Source organism: Shewanella sp. 3_MG-2023, assembly GCF_030548765.1.
In the GTDB taxonomy this organism is placed as follows: Bacteria; Pseudomonadota; Gammaproteobacteria; order Enterobacterales; family Shewanellaceae; genus Shewanella.
Window position 1 is genome coordinate 31624 of sequence record NZ_JAUOSH010000021.1, and the last position, 24193, is coordinate 55816.

The window sequence follows — 24193 nt, forward strand, 5'->3', positions numbered from 1 at the left end:
TTGAGTAATTTCACTACCGATATTTAAGGATTTTCACTAATTATGAGTCCAATTGAACAAGTCCTTGCGGCGGCAAAATCCATTGCTGTAGCAGGTCATACGCCAACATTAGCGTTAATAAAAGGTAAATTAGGTACGCGGATAGCCATGCCAACCCTTATTCAGGGTTTGCAGCAATTTAAAGCCATCCCCAAAGAGCAATGGCAAGACTTACCCGATTTAGCAGCCATGATACAGCCAGCTAATACTGAAACGGCTCAAGACCCATTAACGGCGCTAGAACAAAAATGGCAGGCTAAATTTGACGCTGTCGAAAGTGAATTTGCCCTAAAGATAGCAGCACTTGAAAAACGAATTGTACAATTAGAAAGTTAAGCACCACATCCTCAATACATTTAACCAGCTAAAAACGGAAAACCATGTTTGTCACTGAACTCAGATTTGAATGTTTCGCCGATACCACTATCACTGCGGCAGAAAAAGCCATTAATAACTTTCTAGAAGCACTCAGAGCCAATGGCCAAGTATTAGGACGAGAATTTGCTGTCGCACTTAATGAAGGTGAGTTTAAAGTCAGGCTATTAATACCTGAAAAAAACAGTTTATCAGCCCGTAACAACAGCCCATGGGTCAAGCAAGCATTAACTATGCTAACTGAAGCAAAGTTATTGGCGCCACGTGAAAAGTTTATCGGCCAAGATATCAATTCAGAGCAAAGTAATATCGACACTCCCAGCTGGCAGGTGCTTTACACCAGCTATGTACATATGTGCTCACCATTAAGAAGTGGCGACAACCTTCTCCCTATTCCGCTATATCAAATTCCAGCAAGCTTTAATGGCGACCATAAGCGAGTTATTCGCTGGCAAACAGAGTGGCAAGCTTGTGATGAACTGCAAATGGCGGCGGCAACCAAAGCTGAATTTGCAGCATTAGAAGAACTGACCAGTCATAAAAGTGATTTATTTAGACGAGGCTGGGATATCCGCGGCAGAATTGAATTTATTACCAAAATTCCGACTTACTATTATCTTTATCGCGTTGGTGGTGAAAGTTTACAGTCTGAAAAAGAACGAGCCTGTCCACGCTGTGGATCGAAACAGTGGTTATTGGATGAGCCATTATTGGATATGTTTCACTTCAGATGTGAGCCATGCAGAATTGTGTCGAATATCTCATGGGATCATCAGTAATAATTTCAAACGTTATTGTTCTGAAGTATCTAACATCGATCAGAACAGCTGCATCATTAACCTTCTTTTCAACAAAAAGCCTGACTTAATTAATCTATAAGTCAGGCTTTTTGGTTTATCGCAAATTAATAACGTTGATCTATGACTTTCGTCTCAATAAGTCATTCCACATCATTTTCATTCGCTGCCAAATCCCCGGATGTGGCACATGGCCATGATCTTCTTCTACAGGTTCAATTGCTGGTGTGACTCTTGGCGTTAGGCTATCGATAAACCCAGCTAGGCTATCAGCAAGCTTTTCATGGGGCTTATTGCCTGGCACTTCAATCCACACACTGCCATCTTCATTATCAACCGTTAGCATGTTATCGCCATCACCCAATACACCGATAAACCAGGTTGGTGCTTGTTTGAGTTTTTTCTTCATCATCAAGTGGCCAATGATATTTTGCTGCAAAGATTCAAAGTCTTGCTGATTCCAAACTTGCAGTAATTCGCCTTCGCCCCAGTTTGAATCAAAATACAGTGATGCTGAAAAGAAGTGGCCGTAAAAATCATTGATATCATCATGCAGCTTAAGCTCTAAAGCATGTTCGACATTACTAAAGTCTGCGGTGCTTTTACGCTTAACAGTCTGCCAAAATACCGCTTCATCAGATTCAAGATCATACTGGCCCTCAATACAACTAGACCCTTGACCCATTGGGTAAAATCGCGGTAATTCCCCTAAGGTATCTTGGTAAGCTTGAATATAACGGTTAGAAAATTGATCCAATGATGTTGAACAAGACACTTAAGATGCTCCAATATTGTTTGTGACCAAATAGATTGGTGTATTTGTCACGTACAGTGATTACCTAATTATATAAATTGGTATTATAATAAAGGCCTATTTTGACACGGAAACACACTAGATGACACACAATCACGATCCCTATAGTGATGCTGAAGCACTTAAAGGTTTAACTTTAGGTCAAGCGACGCAATATCAAGCTGAATATGATGCATCATTGCTGCAAGGGGTTCCTCGTAAGCTAAATAGAGATGCCATTGCATTAACGGCTGAGTTACCTTTTCAAGGTGCTGATATTTGGACTGGCTATGAACTATCTTGGCTTAATGCCAAAGGCAAGCCTATGGTAGCCATCATTGAAGTTTACCTTGCCATCGAAAGTGATAACTTAATTGAATCAAAGTCATTTAAGCTTTATTTAAATAGCTTTAATCAAACCCGCTTTGACAGTGTTGAACTAGTACAACAAACTTTACAACAAGATCTTAGCCGCTGTGCCAATGGCGAGGTCACGGTAAAAATCATCGAGCCAAAACATTTTAATACCCAGCGCATTGTCGAATTACCGGGTAACTGTATTGATGAACTTGATATTGAAGTTGATGATTATCAATTTAAACCTGAGTACCTTGAAGACAGCACTGAAGAGAAACATGTTGCTGAGACACTTACATCCAACTTGCTAAAGTCGAATTGTTTAATTACCTCTCAGCCTGATTGGGGTAGCGTGATGATCCGCTACCAAGGTCCTAAAATCGATCGAGAGAAGTTACTGCGTTATTTGATTTCATTCCGTCAACACAATGAATTTCACGAGCAATGTGTTGAGCGTATTTTTACTGACTTAAAACGTTATTGCCAATGTTCTAAATTAACGGTTTATGCCCGTTATACTCGCCGTGGAGGTTTAGATATTAATCCATTTAGAAGTGATTTTGAGCAGCCGCCTGAGACACATCGTTTAGCGAGACAGTAATTTCAAAAATGATATTACAACTTAAAAGGCACTTTTTAGTGCCTTTTTTGATCTGCAGGTAAACCGACTTAGCTAACGATCAATTTAGGCATGCCTTTAAGGCAACTTAATGAGAATCAATAATAAGCTCAGCCCAATCTATTACTTCAGCGTTATATTCAGGCTCGTTCGCAACACATCCACTATAAAAGCTAATGGCAAACCGATAGCTCTCATTAAGCTTACCTAAACTACAATGCCATTGGTTTTCAATCTCAAAGCGCTCTTTGTCATCATTTATCAGCCGCAAAGAGACATTGAATTGTAAAGGTATGACAGCGCCTTTATTCAGCTTAAGCTCGCTTTTTTCAGCCGATTGAAAATCAAATGCGAATGATTTAAGCGATAAAGCTAAGCCTAAGCCTTTGGCCTTAATGTAAGACTCTTTTAAGGTCCATAAATCAAAGAAACGTTCCCTATGCTCCACTGCTGGTAAAGCTAATAAAGCTGCCGCTTCAGGTTCAGAAAAGTAATGATTTAATATCGAATGAATATTGGTGCTATCACGGCGCCGCTCAATATCCGCCCCCAGCTCAAACGCTTGCATTGGGGCATTAGTTTGATAAATAGCCACCAATAACCAGTCACCACTGTGACTGATGTTGAAACCTAAACCCGTTTGCTGAAATTGCAGATCAGTTAAACGCGGTTTGCCTTTTTCGCCATATTCAAATACCCATTCATTGGGCTTTATATCGGCAAAACGCGACAACAAAGCCCGCAAGTAACCTCTAACCATTAAGCCTTTTTCACGGGCTGATTGTTGAATATAGCGATTCACTTTTTGGGTTTCATCTGCAGGCAACCAAGATGACACCAATGAGGTGGTTTCTTGATCCAATACTGCCGTGGTAAGCGGACAGAAAAATAGATTTATCTTGGTGTCAGAATTCAAAATCAACTCAATAGTAAAACAAAAAGCCATTGTCGCTTGTTTCTAACTGAATTTATAGTCTGTGTAATACGCCAAATAAATAAAAACGGCTGGAACATTACAGCCCCTGCCGTTTTAATCCTATTAGCTTGCGATTAAGACCCATTTATTGCCGTTGGCAACGATTAACTACTCATGGTGAACCCTTGGCGATTAAGCCATCGCGGTGGTCTTTGCCGCTTGCTGAGGTTGTACGTCATAGCGACTAAAGCTCATCGAGAACTGACCGTCACCACCCGTCATCGATTTTAGTCTAGTGGAATAGTCACTGACATTAGCCAAGGGCACTTCGACTTCAACTGTGACCATGCCAGAGCTATCGGCTTGTGTGCCGCACACCATACCTCGCTCGCTACTGATATCGGCGGTGATATCGCCCACATGTTGCTGAGCAACACAAATATTCATTTCAACGATAGGCTCTAAAACCACTGGCTGAGCAAGTTTAACGGCTTCCATAAAGGCTTTTTTACCCGCCATCACAAAGGCAATCTCTTTAGAGTCCACACTGTGATGTTTGCCATCTAATACAGTAACTTTGATGTCTTGCATCGGAAACCCACCAAGCTCACCAGCTGTCATAGCTTCTTTAATTCCCTTTTCAACCGCGGGAATATATTGAGTGGGTACCGAGCCCCCGACCACTTTGCTGACAAACTCAAAACCTTGACCACGCTCAAGGGGCTCAACTTTAAGCTCTACTTCTCCAAATTGGCCAGAGCCACCGGATTGCTTCTTATGACGATATCTAAAGCTCGCCTCACCCATTATGGTTTCACGATAAGCAATGGCTGGAGTGTCAGTGTCCATATCAACATTGAACAGCGTTTGCGCTTTTTCTAATGCAATTTGCAGATGTAAATCACCTTGGCCTTGCAGCACAGTTTGTCCTTCTGCCTCATTACGGGCAATCTGTAAGCTTGGGTCTTCTGCCACTAACTTATGTAGCACTTCCGATATTTTTTGTTCATCACCGCGGCGCTTTGCAGACACGGCCAAGCCAAAAATAGGTTGCGGCAATACCAGCTCAGGTAAATGAAATTCATCTTCATCATGGCTGTCATGCAGCACAGCGCCAACTTCTAACTCATCAATTTTAGCAATGGCGCAGATATCACCCGGGATAGCCTGATTGACGTTACTATGCTGGTCCCCTTGTAACTTAAGAATGTTAGTCACTTTAAAGGGTTTACGGCTATGACCGATAAACAGTTTCATGCCCACTTCTATGGTGCCTTGGTATAAACGAAAAACGCCCATGCGGCCTAAAAATGGATCGATTGACACTCTAAAGATATGGGCTAATACATGGTCATCAGCTTTTTGGCTAACATCAATAGGGGTGGCATTTTCAGTAAAGCCTTTGATAAATTGCGGCGGATTAGCTTCAAGAGGGCTTGGCATCAACTTAGTCAGCATTTCCAGTAACGAGCTAATACCAATGTCTTGTTCTGCACTGGTAAAACATACTGGTACTAAATGACCCATTCGCAATGCGGCTTCTAGCGGCGCATGCAATTGCTCTGGGGTTAATGAATCACCTTGCTCTAAATACAGCTCCATTAACCGATCATCTTCTTCAAGCACGGTATCAATGAGTTCATCACGGGCAGTTTCCACATCGCTGAATAAGGTTTTCGCTTTTAGATCGCAATGCAGATAACAATCCACCACATCATTAGCCATTTCATTGGGGAGATTAACGGGTAAGCAGCGATGACCAAATTGCTGCTGGATATCAGTCAGCAATTCAGCAACTAAAGCTTCGTTGCCATCTAAGTGGTTAATGGCAATGATCACTGCTTTGCCCTGCGCTCGGGCTGCTTCAAAGGCTCTTTTGGTTACCGATTCAATCCCAGTGCTGGCATTGACCACCAATAATACCGATTCAACGGCAGAAAGAGGCAATAATGCTCTGCCAATAAAATCAGGTAAACCTGGAGTATCAATAACGTTTAAATGGTGGTTTTGGAAGTCAAAATTAAGAAAGGAAGGTTCTAGGCTGTGGTGGTGGGCTTTTTCTTGGGCAGTGAAATCGGCATGATTTGTGCCCTTGTCGACCCTGCCTTTTAAGGTTATTGCATTGGCGCTAAACAGTAATGCTTCGAGTAAAGAGGATTTGCCTGCGTTGGTGTGACCCATTACAGCCAAATTACGGATTTGCTCAGTGGTGAAATCAGCCATTGTGGCCTCCCTTTATCACATAGTTAATCAATCCATTTCGCTTTAAGCACTGTTAGCTTCACATGTTTAGCTGTAATAACTCAATCTCAGTAAAAGTATGCCGACAGGATTAACTGATTAGTCAGTGAAACCTTGCTGTTCACCTTTTAAGAGCCTGTCCGCCTTGCAAATCAAGTGAGATAATTCATGTCATTTAAAGCAAGTGCCTAGCGCTATTTAAATTCAGTATAGAACTGTAACTATGATTAAAAGTTGACCTAGATCAGGCTTTAACTCACCAATTAAATTTCATAACAAATACTCATTTGAGCTTACAACTGCTCGCTAGTTATGGTCTGATCTGTGAATAATCAGTCTCGGGTGATTGTATCGACCCGAAACCTCAGGTACTCTGCTTGCTCGATTGTGCTAAAACGATGATTATGAAGATTAACTATTGTTCATCTTTACTAGTCCCAACAGATTGTATTGCAAAAATACAGACCAAGGTTAAGCCTTAATGACAGTAGCATTATATAAATGACAGCAGAGCCAAGCGCAAAAGCTGCGATAAAGAAATCAGTGACGACAGACACTAGCACGCCAGTGGTGCGTCACCGTAATGCCACCACCACCCCTGAAATGCGTCAGTTCATTCAAACGTCTGACTTTAGCGTGAGCCAATTAGCTAAAATCCTCAATATTTCAGAGGCCACCGTGAGAAAGTGGCGTAAGCGTGATTCTGTCAGCGATACCCCCACCACGCCACATCACCTCAAAACCACATTGTCGCCAATGGAAGAGTATGTGGTGATCGGTTTGCGCTACCAATTAAAAATGCCGTTGGACAGACTGCTTAAGGTAACCCAGCAGTTTATTAATAAGGATGTCTCTCGCTCAGGGCTTGCCCGCTGCTTAAAACGCTACGGGGTATCAAAGCTTGATGAATTCGAAAGCCCCTATGTGCCCGAGCGCTATTTCAACCAGTTACCTATTGTTCAAGGCACTGATGTCGCCACTTATACTTTGAACCCAGAAACCTTAGCCAAAACCTTATCCTTACCTGAAGCCACTCAAGACAATGTGGTGCAAGTGGTGTCACTGACGATTCCACCACAATTAACGGATAAAGAAAGTTACTCGATTTTACTGGGTGTTGATTTCGCAACTGACTGGGTTTATCTCGACATCTATCAAGACAGCCATACCCAAGCGACTAATCGCTATATCGCTTATGTGTTAAAGCACGGCCCGTTTCATTTAAGAAAATTACTCGTAAAAAATTACCACACTTTTTTAGCTCGCTTCCCGGGCGCTAAAACCATGCATGCTTCGGAAGCAGCACACTCTACAAATAATTCAGCTATGGATAGACTGAACAACGGAGACTCAAAATGAGCCAAGAACCGACCCCACAAGAGTTAGTTGAAGACAAACGACTCAATAAGCGTCTTAAAGATATGCCTATCGCCATTGTCGGCATGGCAAGTATCTTTGCTAATTCGCGTTACTTGAATAAGTTTTGGGACTTAATCAGTGAAAAAATTGATGCCATTACTGAAGTACCTAAGTCGCACTGGCGCCCTGAAGATTACTTCGATGCAGACAAAACAACCCCAGATAAAAGTTACTGTAAGCGCGGTGGCTTCATCCCTGACGTTGACTTTAACCCTATGGAGTTTGGCCTACCGCCAAATATCCTAGAGCTCACTGACACCTCACAATTATTATCATTGGTTATCGCCAAAGAGGTGCTTGCCGATGCGGGTGTAACACCTGAATATGACACCGATAAAATCGGTATTACGCTCGGCGTGGGCGGCGGTCAAAAAATCAATGCTAGCCTAACTGCGCGCCTACAATATCCTGTACTTAAAAAGGTATTTAAAAGTAGCGGCTTAAGTGATGCTGACAGCGATATGCTGATCAAGAAATTCCAAGACCAATATGTTCACTGGGAAGAAAACTCATTCCCGGGGTCTTTAGGTAATGTTATCGCTGGTCGTATTGCTAACCGCTTTGATTTAGGTGGCATGAACTGTGTGGTTGATGCAGCATGTGCAGGCTCACTAGCCGCTATGCGTATGGCATTAACAGAGCTGGTTGAAGGCCGCAGTGAAATGATGATCACCGGTGGTGTGTGTACTGATAACTCACCTTCTATGTATATGAGTTTCTCTAAAACGCCTGCATTTACCACTAACGAAACCATTCAACCATTTGATATCGATTCAAAAGGTATGATGATCGGTGAAGGTATCGGCATGGTGGCGCTGAAGCGTCTTGAAGATGCTGAACGTGATGGCGATAGAATCTACTCTGTTATTAAAGGTGTGGGCGCGTCATCAGATGGTAAATTTAAATCAATTTATGCGCCACGCCCAGAAGGCCAAGCAAAAGCATTAAAACGAGCTTATGATGATGCCGGTTTTGAGCCTCACACTGTTGGTTTAATTGAAGCACATGGTACAGGTACTGCTGCAGGTGACGTAGCTGAATTTAACGGTCTTAAGTCCGTTTTTGGCGAGTTTAATGACACTAAACAACACATTGCTTTAGGTTCAGTTAAGTCTCAAGTGGGTCACACTAAGTCAACAGCTGGCACGGCAGGTGTTATTAAAGCAGCCCTAGCCCTGCATCATAAAGTGCTGCCACCAACCATAAACGTGTCTAAGCCTAATCCCAAACTAAATGTTGAAGATTCGCCGTTTTTCTTAAATACCGAAACCCGCCCTTGGATGCCGCGCCCTGATGGCACCCCGCGTCGTGCTGGTATTAGCTCATTTGGTTTCGGCGGTACTAACTTCCATATGGTGCTTGAAGAATACACAGCAGAACATGCTCGTGATGCGAAATACCGTCAACGCCAAGTACCTCAAAGTGTGTTAATTAGCGCCGATAATAAAGCGGCACTTCAAACTGAAGTTAGCACGTTAATCGCTGCCATCGCTAAGCTAACTGATACTGACAACACCAGTATTGCTCAAGCTGAACTTACCCGCATCGCTAAGCAATATGCCGTTAGAACATTAGATGTAAACGCGCCACGTTTAGGCTTAGTTGCTGCGAATTTAGCAGAGCTAACGGCTCAATTACAATTGGCATTAAAACAGCTTGAAAGCCAAAGCAGTGATGCTTGGCAATTGCCTTCAGGCACTAGCTACCGCTCAGCCGCTTTAATTAATACTGCCGCTAAAGGTAACAAGTCAGCTAAAGTTGCAGCCTTATTTGCAGGTCAAGGTTCTCAATACTTAAACATGGGTATTGAAGTCGCTTGTCATTTCCCAGAAATGCGTCAGCAGCTTAACAAGGCTGATAAAGTCTTCGCTAGCTTTAACAAAACGCCGCTTTCACAAGTCTTATTTCCAATCCCTGCATTTGAAAAAGCAGATAAAGAGGCTCAAGCAGCGTTACTGACGAGCACTGATAACGCCCAAAGCGCCATTGGTGTCGTCAGCATGAGTCAATACCAGTTATTCACTCAAGCAGGATTTGCTGCTGACATGTTTGCGGGTCACAGCTTTGGTGAGCTTTCTGCATTATGTGCAGCGGGTGTTATCTCTAATGATGACTACTACCAATTATCTTTTGCACGCGGCGAGTCAATGGCAGCATCTGCTGTTGATAAAGACGGTAATGCACTTGATAAAGGCACCATGTACGCCATTATCTTGCCAGCAAATGATGCTGACGCGGCCAATGCTGAAAATATCGCAAAATTAGAAAGCTGCATCAGTGATTTTGATGGCGTAAAAGTGGCTAACTACAACTCAGCGACTCAGCTTGTTATTGCAGGTCCTACTGAAAGTTGCGCAGCTGCGGCTAAAGCCATTAGCGCATTAGGCTTTAAAGCAATTGCACTGCCAGTATCTGGCGCCTTCCATACTCCGCTTGTGGGTCATGCACAAAAGCCATTTGCTAAAGCCATTGATAAAGTCAAATTTAGCGCAAGTAAAGTAGCCTTGTTCTCAAATGCTAGCGGTGAGCAACACCCAACAGATGCTAAATCAATTAAAGCGGCATTCAAGCAACATATGCTGCAATCAGTGCGCTTTACTGATCAGCTAAATAATATGTATGACGCGGGTGCACGGGTATTTGTTGAATTTGGTCCTAAGAACATTCTTCAAAAACTGGTACAAGCCACCTTGGGCGATAAAGCTGAGTCAGTTTCTGTTGTCAGCATAAACCCGAATCCTAAAGGTAATAGTGATACCCAGCTTCGCATTGCTGCTATGCAACTTTGTGTATTGGGCGCACCCTTGACTGAAATTGATCCATACCAAGCTGACATTGCAGCGCCTGCTAAACCTAAAGGCATGAACGTCAAACTGAATGCATCGAACCATATTAGCGCGCCAACCCTTGCAAAAATGGAAAAATCATTGGCGACAGGTCAAGTAACATCACAAGTGGTTGAAACCATCGTTGAGAAGATTGTTGAAAAGCCAGTTGAGAAAATAGTAGAAAAGATTGTGGAAAAAGAAGTGATAAAAACTGAATATATTGAAGTGGCCTCAGCCAATGCCAACGCACCAGCTGTTAGCAATACAGTAACCACTGCGCCTGTAGCTGGCAATGCACTAGCGCAACCTGCTGCAGGAACTGGTAGCTTAGAAGCATTTTTCAATGCCCAGCAACAAGCTGCAAACTTACATCAGCAGTTCTTGGCTATTCCTCAACAATACGGTGATACCTTTACTCACCTGATGACAGAGCAAAGCAAAATGGTTGCGGCAGGACTCGCTATTCCAGAGAGCTTACAGCGCTCAATGGAGCTATTCCACCAGCATCAAGCACAAACACTACAAAGCCATACATTGTTCCTTGAGCAGCAAGCACAATCAAGCCAGTCTGCCCTTGCTATGCTAACAGGCACTTCGCTGCCAGTTCAGCCGCAGACAGTAGCAACAACAGCAGCTCCAGCAATGACTCAGGCTGTTGCAGCAACAGCGACAGTTCAAACGCCAACTCAAGTACCTGCGCCTGTTGCAGCGCCAGTAGCAAAAGCTCCGGTAACACAATCACAGATAGCACAAGAGCCTGCAGCAAAAGTAACAGCCCCATTAGCACCAGCAAGAACCGTTACTGCAGAACCTATTTCAGCGTCAGCAGCTCCAGTGCAATTAATGCCTGCTGGTTTATCAGCAGAAACAGTCTTGAACACTATGTTAGAAGTGGTTGCTGAAAAAACTGGCTACCCCACTGAAATGCTAGAACTTGGCATGGATATGGAAGCGGATTTAGGTATCGATTCAATCAAGCGCGTTGAAATATTAGGTACAGTACAAGATGAGCTACCTGGTTTACCAGAGCTTAGCCCAGAAGATTTAGCTGAGTGTCGTACCCTTGGCGAAATCGTTGACTATATGAATAGTAAACTACCAGCCGCTGGAGCCGTTTCAGCTTCAGCTGCGCCAGTTGCTTCTTCAGTCGTTTCTGGTTTATCTGCTGAAACCATATTGAATATCATGCTAGAAGTGGTTACTGAAAAAACCGGTTACCCAACTGAAATGCTAGAACTTAGCATGGATATGGAAGCCGATTTAGGTATCGATTCAATCAAGCGTGTTGAGATTTTAGGCACAGTACAAGATGAGCTACCGGGTTTACCTGAACTTAGCCCAGAAGATTTAGCTGAATGTCGTACCCTTGGCGAAATCGTATCTTACATGAACAGCAAACTGCCCGCCGCGGGCGCTATGAACTCTAAGTTACCCGCTGAAGGCTCTAAGCTACCAGCGGAAGGAAACGTTACAGCTGCAGCTGCGCCAGTTGCTTCTGCTGTAGTTTCAGGTTTATCGGCTGAAACAGTATTGAATACCATGCTAGCAGTGGTTGCTGAAAAAACCGGTTACCCAACTGAAATGCTAGAACTTAGCATGGATATGGAAGCGGATTTAGGTATTGATTCAATCAAACGTGTTGAGATTTTAGGCACTGTACAGGATGAGCTACCAGGCTTACCTGAACTTAACCCTGAAGATTTAGCTGAGTGTCGTACTCTTGGCGAAATCGTATCTTACATGAACTCTAAACTGCCTGCCGCTGGAGCCGTTACAGCTTCAGTTGCGCCAGTTGCTTCTAATGTCGTTTCAGGTTTATCGGCTGAAACTGTATTGAATACCATGCTAGCAGTGGTTGCCGAAAAAACCGGTTACCCAACAGAAATGCTAGAACTTAGCATGGATATGGAAGCGGATTTAGGTATTGATTCGATCAAACGTGTTGAGATTTTAGGCACAGTACAAGATGAACTACCGGGCTTACCTGAACTTAACCCAGAAGATCTAGCTGAGTGTCGTACCCTTGGCGAAATCGTTTCTTATATGAACAGCAAACTGCCAGCCGCAGGCGCTATGAGCTCTGAATCACCAGCGATTTCTGCCGCTGCTGTAGCTTCTGGTTTATCCGCTGAGACAGCCTTGAGCGCCCAACAAATTCAAAGCACTATGATGTCAGTTGTTGCAGAGAAGACTGGTTACCCAACAGAAATGCTAGAACTTAGCATGGATATGGAAGCAGACTTAGGCATCGACTCTATAAAACGTGTTGAGATTTTAGGGACTGTTCAAGATGAGCTACCAGGCTTACCTGAGCTTAACCCAGAAGATTTAGCAGAATGTCGTACCCTTGGTGAAATCGTTTCTTATATGAACTCTAAGTTACCAGTTGGTTCTGCTACTGCGTCAGCAACTGTAGCTCAAGTGGCACCTGTCGCTTCTGGTTTAAGTGCTGAACAAGTACAAAGCACCATGATGTCAGTGGTTGCTGACAAAACTGGTTACCCAACTGAAATGCTAGAACTTAGCATGGACATGGAAGCAGATCTGGGTATCGATTCTATCAAGCGCGTAGAGATTCTTGGTACGGTACAAGACGAGCTACCAGGTTTACCAGAGCTTAACCCAGAAGATTTAGCTGAGTGTCGCACGCTTGGTGAAATCGTATCTTATATGAACTCTAAACTCGCCACAGGCGCTATAAACAGCAAGCTATCAGCTGATGTAGTTTCTGACACGACAGCGACTACAGTATCTGAATTAGCAACTGACTTACCTCCACATCAGGAAGTCGCGCTAAAAAAGCTACCAGCGGCGGATAAGTTAGTTGATGGTTTTTCAAAAGACGCGTGTATCGTCATCAATGATGATGGTCATAACGCAGGCGTTCTCGCAGAAAAACTCACCGCAACAGGCCTAACCGTCGCCGTTATTCGTAGTCCAGAATCAGTCACTAGCGCACAATCACCGCTAAGCAGTGATATCAAAAGTTACAACCTAACGGCTGTAAATGATGACGCGATTAGTGATGTCATTGCACAAATCAGTAAAGCCCATAAAGTGGCTGGTTTTGTTCACCTACAACCACAACTTGCCACTGCGAACAATGTCATGCAGCTAAGTGATGCAGGTTTTGTTGCTGTTGAACAAGCTTTTTTAATGGCTAAGCACCTGCAGAAAAGCTTTACCGAATTAGCAAAAACTGAACGTGTAAGCTTTATGACGGTTAGTCGTATTGATGGTGGTTTTGGTTACTTAAACAGTAATGAACTCGCCACTGCAGAGTTAAATCAAGCAGCGCTTTCAGGTCTAAGTAAAACCCTTAGCCATGAATGGCCAACAGTGTTTTGTCGAGCATTAGATATCGCCCCAAGCTTTGAAGCTGTGGACCTTGCTGATGCCGTTATTGCTGAGTTATTTGATGTTAATTCTGCCAATCAGATTGTTGAGGTAGGTATTAGTAGCGAAGGCCGTCATACATTAACAGCGACCACAACCGCAAAAACGCGCTATCAAACTACTACCCTTGATAGCAATGATACTGTGTTAGTCACAGGCGGTGCTAAGGGGGTTACATTTGAATGTGCGCTTACACTTGCTAAACAGACAAAGTCTCACTTTATCCTTGCAGGCCGTAGCCAACACCTTGGGGCAAACTTGCCAACATGGGCGCAAGGCAAACAAGCTAAAGAATTAAAAGCGGCTGCAATTGGTTTTATTCAATCTCAAGGTAACAAGCCAACGCCAAAACAAATTGACGCGTTAGTATGGCCAATTACCAGTAGTTTAGAAATTGACCGCGCCTTAGCAGCATTCACTGAAGTGGGCGCAAGTGCTGAATATATCAGTATGGATGTCAGCTCAGATGATGCCATTAAGCAATCGCTTTCAGCTTTCAAATCAATTACCGGCATCATTCATGGCGCAGGTGTATTGGCTGATAAGCATATCCAAGACAAAACCTTAGCTGAATTAGGTCGTGTATACGGCACTAAAGTCACCGGCTTTGCAGGTATCATTAATGCCATTGATGCCAGTAAATTAAAGCTGGTTGCTATGTTTTCATCTGCTGCTGGTTTCTACGGCAACACCGGACAAAGTGACTATTCAATGTCCAATGAGATCCTCAATAAAACCGCATTACAACTTGCCAATAACTATCCGCAAGCCAAAGTAATGAGCTTTAACTGGGGCCCTTGGGATGGCGGAATGGTCAGCTCAGCATTGAAGAAGATGTTTGTTGAACGTGGCGTTTACGTTATTCCGTTAGATAAAGGCGCAAACTTATTTGCCCACAGTCTGTTATCTGAAACCGGTGTTCAAATGCTGATTGGTTCGAGCATGCAAGGTTCAGATTCTTCAGCACAAGCAACTGGTTCAGCTGTAAAAAAGCTTAATGCGGACTCTGCGCTAAATGCTGAGAGTTCGCTGACATTATCTTTTTTAAATACTGTATCTAACAGTGCAACTGCAGCAGATAAGCCTCGCAGCTTATCTGTTGTAAGAGTACTTAATCCGGTTGCAATGCCCTTCATTGAAGATCATTGCATCGCGGGTAATCCAGTACTGCCGACAGTGTGCGCCATACAATGGATGCGTGAAACAGCGCAAAAGCTATGTGGTTTACCTGTAAGCACCAAAGATTATAAGTTACTTAAAGGCATTATTTTTGAGTCGGCCCAGCCACAAGAGTTAACTCTGCAGTTAACTGAAACCGCTGAAGGCTTAAAAGCATTGATTTCTAGCCGGGTACTTGACGGTAACAGTGATGCTAACGCGTTATTAAGGCCGCAATACCAAGCGAACTTAATCGTCAACAGTGCATTACTTAATGAAGTTGCCACTACAGCAACCGATAAAATGGCTCAGTTAGCGTCAATCATTGATAAGGTTAAAAACAACAAGGCCATTAGTACTGACAGTGAACTTTATTCAAACGGCAGCTTATTTCATGGCCCACGTTTACAAGGGATCAAGCAAGTATTGGTTGCAAATGATAGCCAGCTTATTTGTAAAGTGACCTTGCCAGAAATTGAACAAACTGATTGTTTAGGTTTTGAAGCGCAACTTGAAATCGGTGGTAGTCAGGCATTTGCAGAAGATCTACTGCTACAAGCAATGCTAGTGTGGGCGCGAATAAAGCATGACGCAGCAAGTTTGCCATCAACCATTGGTGAGCTAACCACTTATGCGCCATTTGCATCAAATGACCAAGGTTATTTAGTGCTTAATGTCGTAAAAAGTACTAGTCGCTCTTTGACTGCTGACATTGCGCTTTACCATGAAGATGGTCGCTTAAGTTGCACCATGACAGCGGCAAAAACAACCATTAGCAAAAGCTTGAATGAGGCTTTTTTAGCCCCGGCTAAAGCACTTGCTGATTTGCAGGAGTCGGTGTGAGTAATCAATCAACTTCTGTGATGTCAAAGCCTGAGCCAACAAAAGTTGCATCAGTAAAAAGCATGCGCATCGCCTTAAAACTGATTGCCAATGATGCTGCATCATTGGCGCAAGCTGCTAATGGAGCTAATGGTTCCTTGCATGCAAATAACAATGCATTTGCTGCTATCAAACCTTGTTCATTGACTGAAACATTAGGCGCGACAGCCATCCCGCTTGAAATTGATGTGTCGTCATTAGATGGCACATCAAATACCGCCACAAACTTAAACATGAGTTTTCGCGACTATTTAGCTCAAGCGATTGAACGTATTGAGCAACAACAAACGGTATTGCTAAGCCATCCAGCTTTGCCATATAGCTTGTTAATGATGCCAGCCATTGTTGCAGCAAAACATCGATGTCATCCCCATGCCTATTTAACCGGTATGGGTGAAGGCCACGAGTTATCAGACGCAGTGCAACAAGCACTAACTCAAGCCAAACGGGCTCATGTTAGCCCAACTCAAATCGATGCGACTCATTGCACTAGCTATAAAGATAAGTTTTTTGAACTGATTCAGTTGATTGGCCACCTTGCGACTCGTAGCTTGCCAACAACGAATGACAGTAAGAATAACAGTACGAATAAACAGTATTGGTTTAGTGAAATGCACCAAAGCCGCGTCGCCAGTTTCAATTTTATTGAAGCCGAAATGCAACACGCGGTGGTATTCGTTCAGGGAACTGAACTTGGTGAGGCAAGCTCATTACTTGATAACACCAGATTGTTTTTCCCAATATCTGCCAGCACAGTCTCAGGTATACAGCAGCAACTGACGCAGTTACAAAGCCAGCTAAACGCTATTGCTGCAGTTATTACTAACCCAAGTGCCAGTGTTACTACTAGCCCAGCTGCCAATACAAGTGCCAGTTCAGCAATCAATGTCAACCACAGCACGCTGTTAGCACTGATGTTGAACAATCTAAACCAGTTTGATCACCAAGCAGCAAAAGCTGCGGTGATCATGGGCAATTCAATTGAAACTGCATGCAGCGAGATTGAAGCCATGTTGGCGATGCTAAGTACTTCAGATACATTAGCAAGCTCGCCATCGGAAGTTGAATACAAGACCCCATCAGGTAGCTGTTTGATACTCACGGCCAATGAGCCATTGGGCACGAATGGTCTTTGTTTCGTCTACCCGGGTGTCGGCACTGTATACCCACAAATGTTCAGTCAACTGCCACGCTTCTTCCCTGACTTATATGCTCAGCTAGAACGTGATGGTGATGTAAAAGCCATGCTGCAAGCAGATAGCATTTATGCTGATAACGCTAAAGTCACTGATATGAGTTTAGGTGAACTGGCGATTGCAGGTGTGGGTGCAAGTTATATCTTAACCAAAGTGCTTAGCGAATATTTTAATGTAAAACCTAACTTTGCCATGGGTTACTCCATGGGCGAAGCGGCGATGTGGGCAAGTCTTGGTATTTGGAAGCAACCCCACAGTATGATTGAGGCGACGCAAACCAGTACTATTTTTACTACCGATATTTCAGGTCGTTTAGATTGCGTGCGCCAGGCATGGCAGCTGAATCAAAGCGACGATATCGTGTGGAATAGTTTTGTGGTTAGAGCAACCCCAGCCGATATTGAAGCGGTTTTAACCCAATATCCTCGTTGTTATCTCGCTATCATTCAAGGTGATACTTGCGTGCTGGCAGGATGTGAAGCCAGTTGTAAAGCGCTGCTAAAACAAATCGGCAAACGCGGCATTGCAGCAAATCGCGTGACCGCAATGCATACTGCGCCAGCCATGCTAATTCATCGCGAAGTGGCTCAATTCTATCAACAAGCGCTTCACCACAATGAGCAGCTTGAACAAACTGCACAGATAAAATTTATCAGCGCAGCAAGTTCACAACCGATTAATGTCAGCAGCCTTGATATTGCAACCTCAATCGCTGACACCTTTTGTCAGCCGCTTAACTTTACTGAGTTGGTTAACAACACACGTAAATTAGGCGCGAAACTTTTTGTTGAAATCGGCGCCGATCGCCAAACAACCACCTTGATTGATAAAATTGCTCGCACAAGTCCTACAGTTTCAGAGCCTTGCCAAGCCATTGCCGTCAATGCCAAAGGTGGAGACGATCAAACTGCGCTGCTTAAATGTATTGCCCAGCTTATCAGCCACAAAGCACCTGTTTCGCTGACCTGCCTTACACAAGGGTTAGCGAATTTGTTGGCTAGCACACTTAAGTTTGAAGTGAACAATCTTCAAGCGGATGCTACTTTAGCCCCACAATTAGAAGGAGAACAATCTTGAGTTCTCAATCGAATATGAAAAATATTGCCTCTAGCGATGCTAATAAAAATAACGCTGGCAGCGTACCTAAAATCGCAGTAGTCGGCTTAGCCACCCAATATCCTGACGCTGACACGCCCGTTAAATTTTGGCAAAACCTGCTGGATAAAAAAGATTCTCGTAGCACCATTAGCAGTCAAAAACTGAACGCTAATCCGGCCGGTTATCAGGGTGTACAAGGTGAATCAGACCGCTTTTATTGCGACAAAGGTGGCTACATTCAAAACTTCAGCTTTAATGCTGAAGGTTACCGCATTCCAGCGCAGCAATTTAACGGCTTAGACGACAGCTTTTTATGGGCGACCGATACTGCCCGTAAAGCCCTTATTGATGCGGGTGTTGATATTAATAATGCTGAGCACAATCTAACGCTTAATCGCACCGGTATTGTCATGGGAACCTTGTCGTTCCCAACAGCAAAATCAAATGAATTATTTGTACCGCTATATCACAGCGCAGTTGAAAAAGCCTTGCAGCATAAATTGCAGCAACCCAATTTCACTTTACAATCATTTGATGGTGACGGTTTTAATCAGCAGCAAATCCCAGCATCACTGTCTAATGGTGCCATTGCCCATAATGCATCGAAACTGGTTGCTGATGCACTGGGTTTAGGCGCGGCGCAATTAAGCCTTGATGCAGCTTGTGCTAGTTCAGTTTACTCATTAAAACTTGCCTGTGATTACTTACATACTGGTAAAGCTGACATGATGTTAGCTGGCGCTGTATCAGGTGCTGACCCATTCTTTATTAATATGGGTTTTTCAATATTTCACGCTTACCCAGATCATGGTATTTCAGCGCCTTTTGATAGTAATTCTAAAGGTCTGTTTGCTGGTGAAGGTGCTGGCGTATTAGTGCTAAAACGTCTTGAAGATGCAGAACGAGATGGTGACCATATATACGCTTTAGTGAGCGGTATTGGATTATCTAATGACGGTAAAGGCCAATTTGTACTAAGCCCAAATAGCGACGGCCAAGTAAAAGCCTTTGAACGTGCTTATGCCGATGCGGCTATGCATGATGAAAGCTTTGGCCCTGCCAATATTGAAGTGATTGAGTGCCATGCAACGGGAACCCCACTAGGTGATAAAGTTGAACTCACCTCAATGGAACGCTTCTTTGCAGATAAGCTTAATGGCTCGAATACGCCATTAATTGGTTCGGCTAAATCAAATCTAGGTCACTTATTAACGGCTGCAGGTATGCCAGGGATCATGAAAATGATTTTTGCCATGCGCCAAGGTGTGTTACCACCGAGTATCAATGTCAGCGCCCCCATCAATTCACCAAACAGTACTTTTGGTAACACTAACTTGCCAAGTGATGTACTGCCTTGGCCTGATAAGGCAGGGAATAATGCTCGCCATGCGGGAGTCTCGGTATTTGGATTTGGTGGTTGTAACGCGCATTTATTAATTGAGTCTTATCAAGGTAAAGCTCAAACGATTGATTCGAAGACTAATGCTTTTACAGCTAATGCTTCTACGACTCAAGCTTCTACAATCAATGCCCAAGCGCCAATGCACATTACCGGTATGGCGGCTCATTTCGGGCCACTATCAAGTATTAATGCCTTTGCTAAAGCGATTGATGCTAAACAATCGGCATTTACAGCCCTGCCTGAACAACGTTGGAAAGGCTTAGATAAACACCCAGAATTATTATCACAGTTTGGTATTAACCTTGAAGGTGAAGCGGCGCCAAAAGGTGCGTACATCAATCAGTTTGATTTTGACTTCTTGCGCTTCAAAGTGCCGCCAAATGAAGATGACCGCTTAATCTCGCAACAACTGCTATTAATGAAAGTCGCAGATGAAGCCATTCATGACGCCAAGCTTGAATCAGGCAGTAAGGTTGCTGTGCTAGTCGCCATGGAAACAGAGCTTGAATTACATCAATTCCGTGGCCGTGTTAACTTGCATACGCAAATAGCAGCCAGCCTAAAAGCTCATGGCGTTAACTTGTCAGAGTCTGAATACCAAGCCCTTGAAACCATTGCGATGGATAGCGTGTTAGATGCGGCGAAGTTAAATCAATATACCAGTTTCATTGGTAATATTATGGCATCGCGCATCTCATCACTTTGGGACTTCAATGGCCCTGCTTTCACGATTTCTGCCGGTGAGCAATCGGTTAACCGCTGTATTGATGTGGCGCAAAATCTACTGGCTATGGAGTCTCGCCAAGAGCCTTTGGATGCAGTGATTATTGCTGCAGTAGACTTATCAGGTAGCATTGAGAATATCGTCCTAAAGACAGCCTCGCTTGCTCAAGCTAGTGCCAGTAAGCAGAACTTATCAATTGGTGAAGGTGCTGGCGCAATCGTATTACAAGCCGCTACAGCAAATGCTTCCAATATAGATTTGATCCATCAAGCCCTAGGCGCGCTTTCTGATCAAGATATGACTGATTCAGATATAAATGCATCTGGCTTTGCTGGCAGTTACGGCACCATTGAAAGCCTTGAATTTGGTTATAGTGAACAAATCGGCTCAATCGCTGATACCTTGCTGACTCAAACAGGGTTAACTAGTACGGATATTCAATTAGTAGAATTAAACCAAGCACCTGCTTGTTTAAACACGTCAAGCATCAAGGCTTCGCAAGCCTTATCGCAGTTGTTTAGCCAGTCCCTAAGCACTACTGCTCAATCTTGTATTGGCCATACCTTTGCTGCATCTGGAATCGCCAGTTTATTACATGGTTTGTTAGCACTGCCTAAGTCTTTTGCTCTCAATAACGCAGCAGAGCCTCAACATGCAATCATAGCCACATTGAGTGAAAACCAATGTTCACAGCTATTGCTGAGTCAAACTTCACAGCAACAAGGTGCGAGTCAGCAGCGTTTAGACATCGATATCCAGCAGCAAACAGCCAAGAAGCTCAGCTTAGTTAAGCAAGTTAGCCTTGGTGGCCGCGATATTTACCAACATATTGTCGATGCGCCACTGGCTGAGATTAATAGCATCCGAGCTAAAACAGCCCAAATAAAACCCTTAGCGTCTGCTGCTGTCACAGCAATGACGAGCCGAGGACATTTTGAAGCACCTCAAATGAGTGAGCAGCAAAATACTTCAACGACTAAACAAGCGATGGTGAATTCACCATCAACAATAATAGAGTCCCCTATGCCGTTTTCAGATCGTTCTACCCAGTTCAGTCCTGCTAAACAGGAACCTGCATCTTCAGTGCAAACACCTTCGCTTGCACAAGCTCAAGCACAAGTTCCGCCAGCACATCTAACTGCTTTTGAACAAAACCAGTGGTTAGCACATCAAGCGCAACTGGCATTCTTAAAAAGCCGTAATGAAGGTTTGAAAGTTGCTGATGCACTGATGAAGCAGCAACTTGCGCAGGCCAATGGTCAGTCGTACGCTTTACCAGTACAAAGCGCCCCGACTCAAGCAGTAAACGTGCTAGCTCAGCCAGTTGCAGTCGCAGTCGCGCCGACACTGCGCCCAAATCATGCCAGTGTGCCACCTTATATCGCGCCTATCCCTGCGGATAAGCCATGTATCTGGAATTATGCTGATTTAGTTGAATACGCTGAAGGCGACATCGCCAAGGTATTTGGTCCTGATTACGCTGTTATTGATAACTACTCACGCCGCGTACGCCTGCCTACCACTGATTACTTATTGGTCTCGCGCGTCACTAAATTAGACGCCACCATGAACCAATATAAGCCATGTTCAATGACCACTGAATATGATATCCCAGTTGATGCGCCCTATTTAGTTGATGGCCAAATACCTTGGGCTGTCGCGGTTGAATCTGGTCAATGTGACTTAATGCTGATCAGTTACTTGGGCATTGATTTTGAAAACAAAGGTGAGCGCGTTTATCGTTTACTTGATTGTACGCTGACCTTTTTAGACGACTTACCACGCGGTGGCGACACGCTTCGTTATGACATTAAGATTAATAATTTCGCTAAAAATGGCGACACCTTATTATTCTTCTTCTCTTACGAGTGTTTTGTTGGCGATAAGATGATCCTGAAAATGGACGGTGGTTGTGCAGGCTTCTTTACTGACCAAGAACTTGATGATGGTAAAGGCGTAATTCGCACCGAAGATGAAATTAAACTGCGTGAAGATGCGTTTAACAACCCGAATAAGCCACGTTTTGAGCCATTATTGCATTGCGCTCAAACCCAGTTTGATTATGGTCAAATCCATAACTTACTGCACGCCGATATCGGCGCTTGTTTTGCTGGTGAGCATCAAAACCATCAACTGGCTTCAGGTAAGCAAGATTCATTATGCTTCGCCTCTGAAAAATTCTTAATGATTGAGCAAGTTGGCAATCTAGATGTTCATGGCGGCGCATGGGGCTTAGGCTTCATTGAAGGTCATAAAACACTGGCACCTGATCACTGGTATTTCCCGTGTCATTTCCAGGGCGACCAGGTCATGGCTGGCTCACTAATGGCTGAAGGTTGTGGTCAATTACTGCAGTTCTTCATGCTGCATATTGGTATGCACACCTTAGTTGAAAATGGTCGTTTCCAGCCACTTGAAAATGCCTCGCAAAAAGTGCGTTGTCGTGGTCAAGTTCTGCCACAACACGGTGAACTGACTTACCGCATGGAAGTGACTGAGATTGGTATTCACCCTCGCCCATATGCCAAAGCCAATATTGATATTTTGCTTAACGGTAAAGCTGTGGTTGATTTCCAAAATCTGGGTGTGATGCTTAAAGAAGAGAGCGAGTGCGCGCGATATATTAACGATACTGTTATTAACGACACTGCGACTGTTTCGAGTACTGAGACGAGTAAAGCTAGCGGCCAAGCATCAAAAAATGCACCGTTAATGTCACAAATACCTGACCTATCTGCAGCAACCAATAAAGGCGTTATTCCGCTGCAACATGTTGAAGCGCCGCTTATTCCTGATTACCCAAACCGCAGCCCTGATACGCTACCATTTACGCCATACCACATGTTCGAATTTGCAACCGGCAACATTGAAAACTGTTTTGGCCCAGACTTCAGCATTTACCGCGGCTTTATACCACCACGTACCCCATGTGGCGATTTGCAGCTCACTACGCGAGTGGTCGATATTCAAGGTAAACGTGGCGAACTTAAAAAGCCGTCATCGTGTATCGCTGAATACGAAGTGCCTGCAGACGCTTGGTACTTTACAAAAAACAGCCACGCTTCAGTGATGCCTTACTCGGTATTAATGGAAATTTCTCTGCAACCTAACGGCTTTATCTCAGGCTATATGGGCACCACACTAGGTTTCCCGGGCCAAGAGTTATTCTTCCGTAACCTAGATGGTAGCGGTGAGCTATTACGTGATGTTGATTTACGCGGTAAAACTATCGTCAATGACTCAAAGTTATTATCCACCGTGATTGCAGGTAGTAACATCATTCAAAGCTTTACCTTTGAATTAAGTGTTGATGGCGAGCCATTTTATAAAGGCAGCGCAGTATTTGGTTACTTTAAAGGCGACGCCCTTAAAAACCAATTAGGGATTGATAACGGCCGTATTACTCATCCTTGGCATATTGATAATAATGTCGCCGCTGATATTACTGTCGATTTACTCGATAAGCAGTCGCGGGTATTCCACGCCCCTGCTAACCAGCCACATTATCGCTTAGCTGGCGGTCAGCTTAACTTTATCGACAAAGCTGAAATCGTTGATAAAGGCGGTAAAAATGGTCTAGGTTACCTATCGGGTTCACGCACCATTGACCCAAGCGATTGGTTCTTCCAGTTCCATTTTCATCAAGATCCGGTTATGCCTGGCTCATTAGGCGTTGAAGCTATTATCGAGTTAATGCAAACTTACGCCATCAGTAAAGACTTAGGTAAAGGCTTTACCAATCCGAAGTTTGGCCAGATTTTATCTGACATAAAGTGGAAGTATCGCGGTCAAATTAACCCGCTGAACAAGCAAATGTCATTAGACGTGCATATCAGCGCCGTGAAAGATGAAAACGGCAAGCGCATCATTATTGGTGACGCAAACTTAAGCAAAGATGGCTTAAGAATTTACGAAGTAAAAGATATCGCAATCTGTATCGAAGAGGCATAAGG

The 24193-nt window shown here is 43.8% G+C and carries 10 protein-coding genes; 7 read left to right on the forward strand and 3 right to left on the reverse strand.

Going from position 1 to position 24193, the window contains the following annotated elements:
* Nucleotides 1–42: 42 nt before the first annotated feature.
* Complete coding sequence (locus tag Q4591_RS12970) at nucleotides 43–375, forward strand: hypothetical protein (RefSeq protein ID WP_102437528.1); 333 nt, start codon at nucleotides 43–45, stop codon at nucleotides 373–375.
* Nucleotides 376–419: 44 nt separating this feature from the next.
* Nucleotides 420–1193 carry a Zn-ribbon-containing protein gene (locus Q4591_RS12975; protein ID WP_303461372.1) on the forward strand — a complete coding sequence of 258 codons (774 nt, stop codon included), beginning with the start codon at nucleotides 420–422 and terminating at the stop codon, nucleotides 1191–1193.
* 139 nt (nucleotides 1194–1332) lie between these two features.
* Here Q4591_RS12975 and syd read toward each other — a convergent pair whose 3' ends face one another.
* Nucleotides 1333–1986 (reverse strand): SecY-interacting protein, encoded by a 654-nt coding sequence (gene syd / locus Q4591_RS12980; RefSeq protein WP_102520708.1) that lies wholly within the window; start codon nucleotides 1984–1986, stop codon nucleotides 1333–1335.
* A gap of 121 nt (nucleotides 1987–2107) precedes the next feature.
* On the opposite strand from syd, the gene queF reads away from it, so the two are divergent.
* A complete protein-coding gene (gene queF / locus Q4591_RS12985) occupies nucleotides 2108–2962 on the forward strand; it encodes an NADPH-dependent 7-cyano-7-deazaguanine reductase QueF (protein WP_102437534.1) in 855 nt (284 codons plus the stop codon).
* Between the two features lie 106 nt (nucleotides 2963–3068).
* Here queF and Q4591_RS12990 read toward each other — a convergent pair whose 3' ends face one another.
* The gene (locus tag Q4591_RS12990) at nucleotides 3069–3896 is read right to left on the reverse strand and encodes a 4'-phosphopantetheinyl transferase superfamily protein (protein ID WP_277869087.1); all 828 of its coding nucleotides are present in this window, start codon (nucleotides 3894–3896) and stop codon (nucleotides 3069–3071) included.
* 192 nt (nucleotides 3897–4088) lie between these two features.
* Nucleotides 4089–6119 carry an elongation factor G gene (fusA, locus tag Q4591_RS12995; RefSeq protein ID WP_102520709.1) on the reverse strand — a complete coding sequence of 677 codons (2031 nt, stop codon included), beginning with the start codon at nucleotides 6117–6119 and terminating at the stop codon, nucleotides 4089–4091.
* A 519-nt stretch (nucleotides 6120–6638) separates the two neighbouring features.
* Between fusA and Q4591_RS13000 the strand changes: the two genes are divergently transcribed.
* From Q4591_RS13000 to Q4591_RS13015, 4 genes are read left to right on the forward strand one after another with little or no spacing between them, the layout of a single operon-like run.
* The gene (locus Q4591_RS13000) at nucleotides 6639–7496 is read left to right on the forward strand and encodes a transcriptional regulator (protein WP_241901113.1); all 858 of its coding nucleotides are present in this window, start codon (nucleotides 6639–6641) and stop codon (nucleotides 7494–7496) included.
* A complete protein-coding gene (locus Q4591_RS13005) occupies nucleotides 7493–15781 on the forward strand; it encodes a type I polyketide synthase (RefSeq protein WP_303461376.1) in 8289 nt (2762 codons plus the stop codon). The genes Q4591_RS13000 and Q4591_RS13005 overlap by 4 nt, the downstream gene beginning before the upstream one ends.
* The gene (locus tag Q4591_RS13010) at nucleotides 15778–18093 is read left to right on the forward strand and encodes a PfaB family protein (RefSeq protein ID WP_303461378.1); all 2316 of its coding nucleotides are present in this window, start codon (nucleotides 15778–15780) and stop codon (nucleotides 18091–18093) included. The genes Q4591_RS13005 and Q4591_RS13010 overlap by 4 nt, the downstream gene beginning before the upstream one ends.
* Nucleotides 18094–18107: 14 nt before the next feature.
* Nucleotides 18108–24191 carry a beta-ketoacyl synthase N-terminal-like domain-containing protein gene (locus tag Q4591_RS13015; protein WP_303461418.1) on the forward strand — a complete coding sequence of 2028 codons (6084 nt, stop codon included), beginning with the start codon at nucleotides 18108–18110 and terminating at the stop codon, nucleotides 24189–24191.
* Nucleotides 24192–24193: the final 2 nt, after the last annotated feature.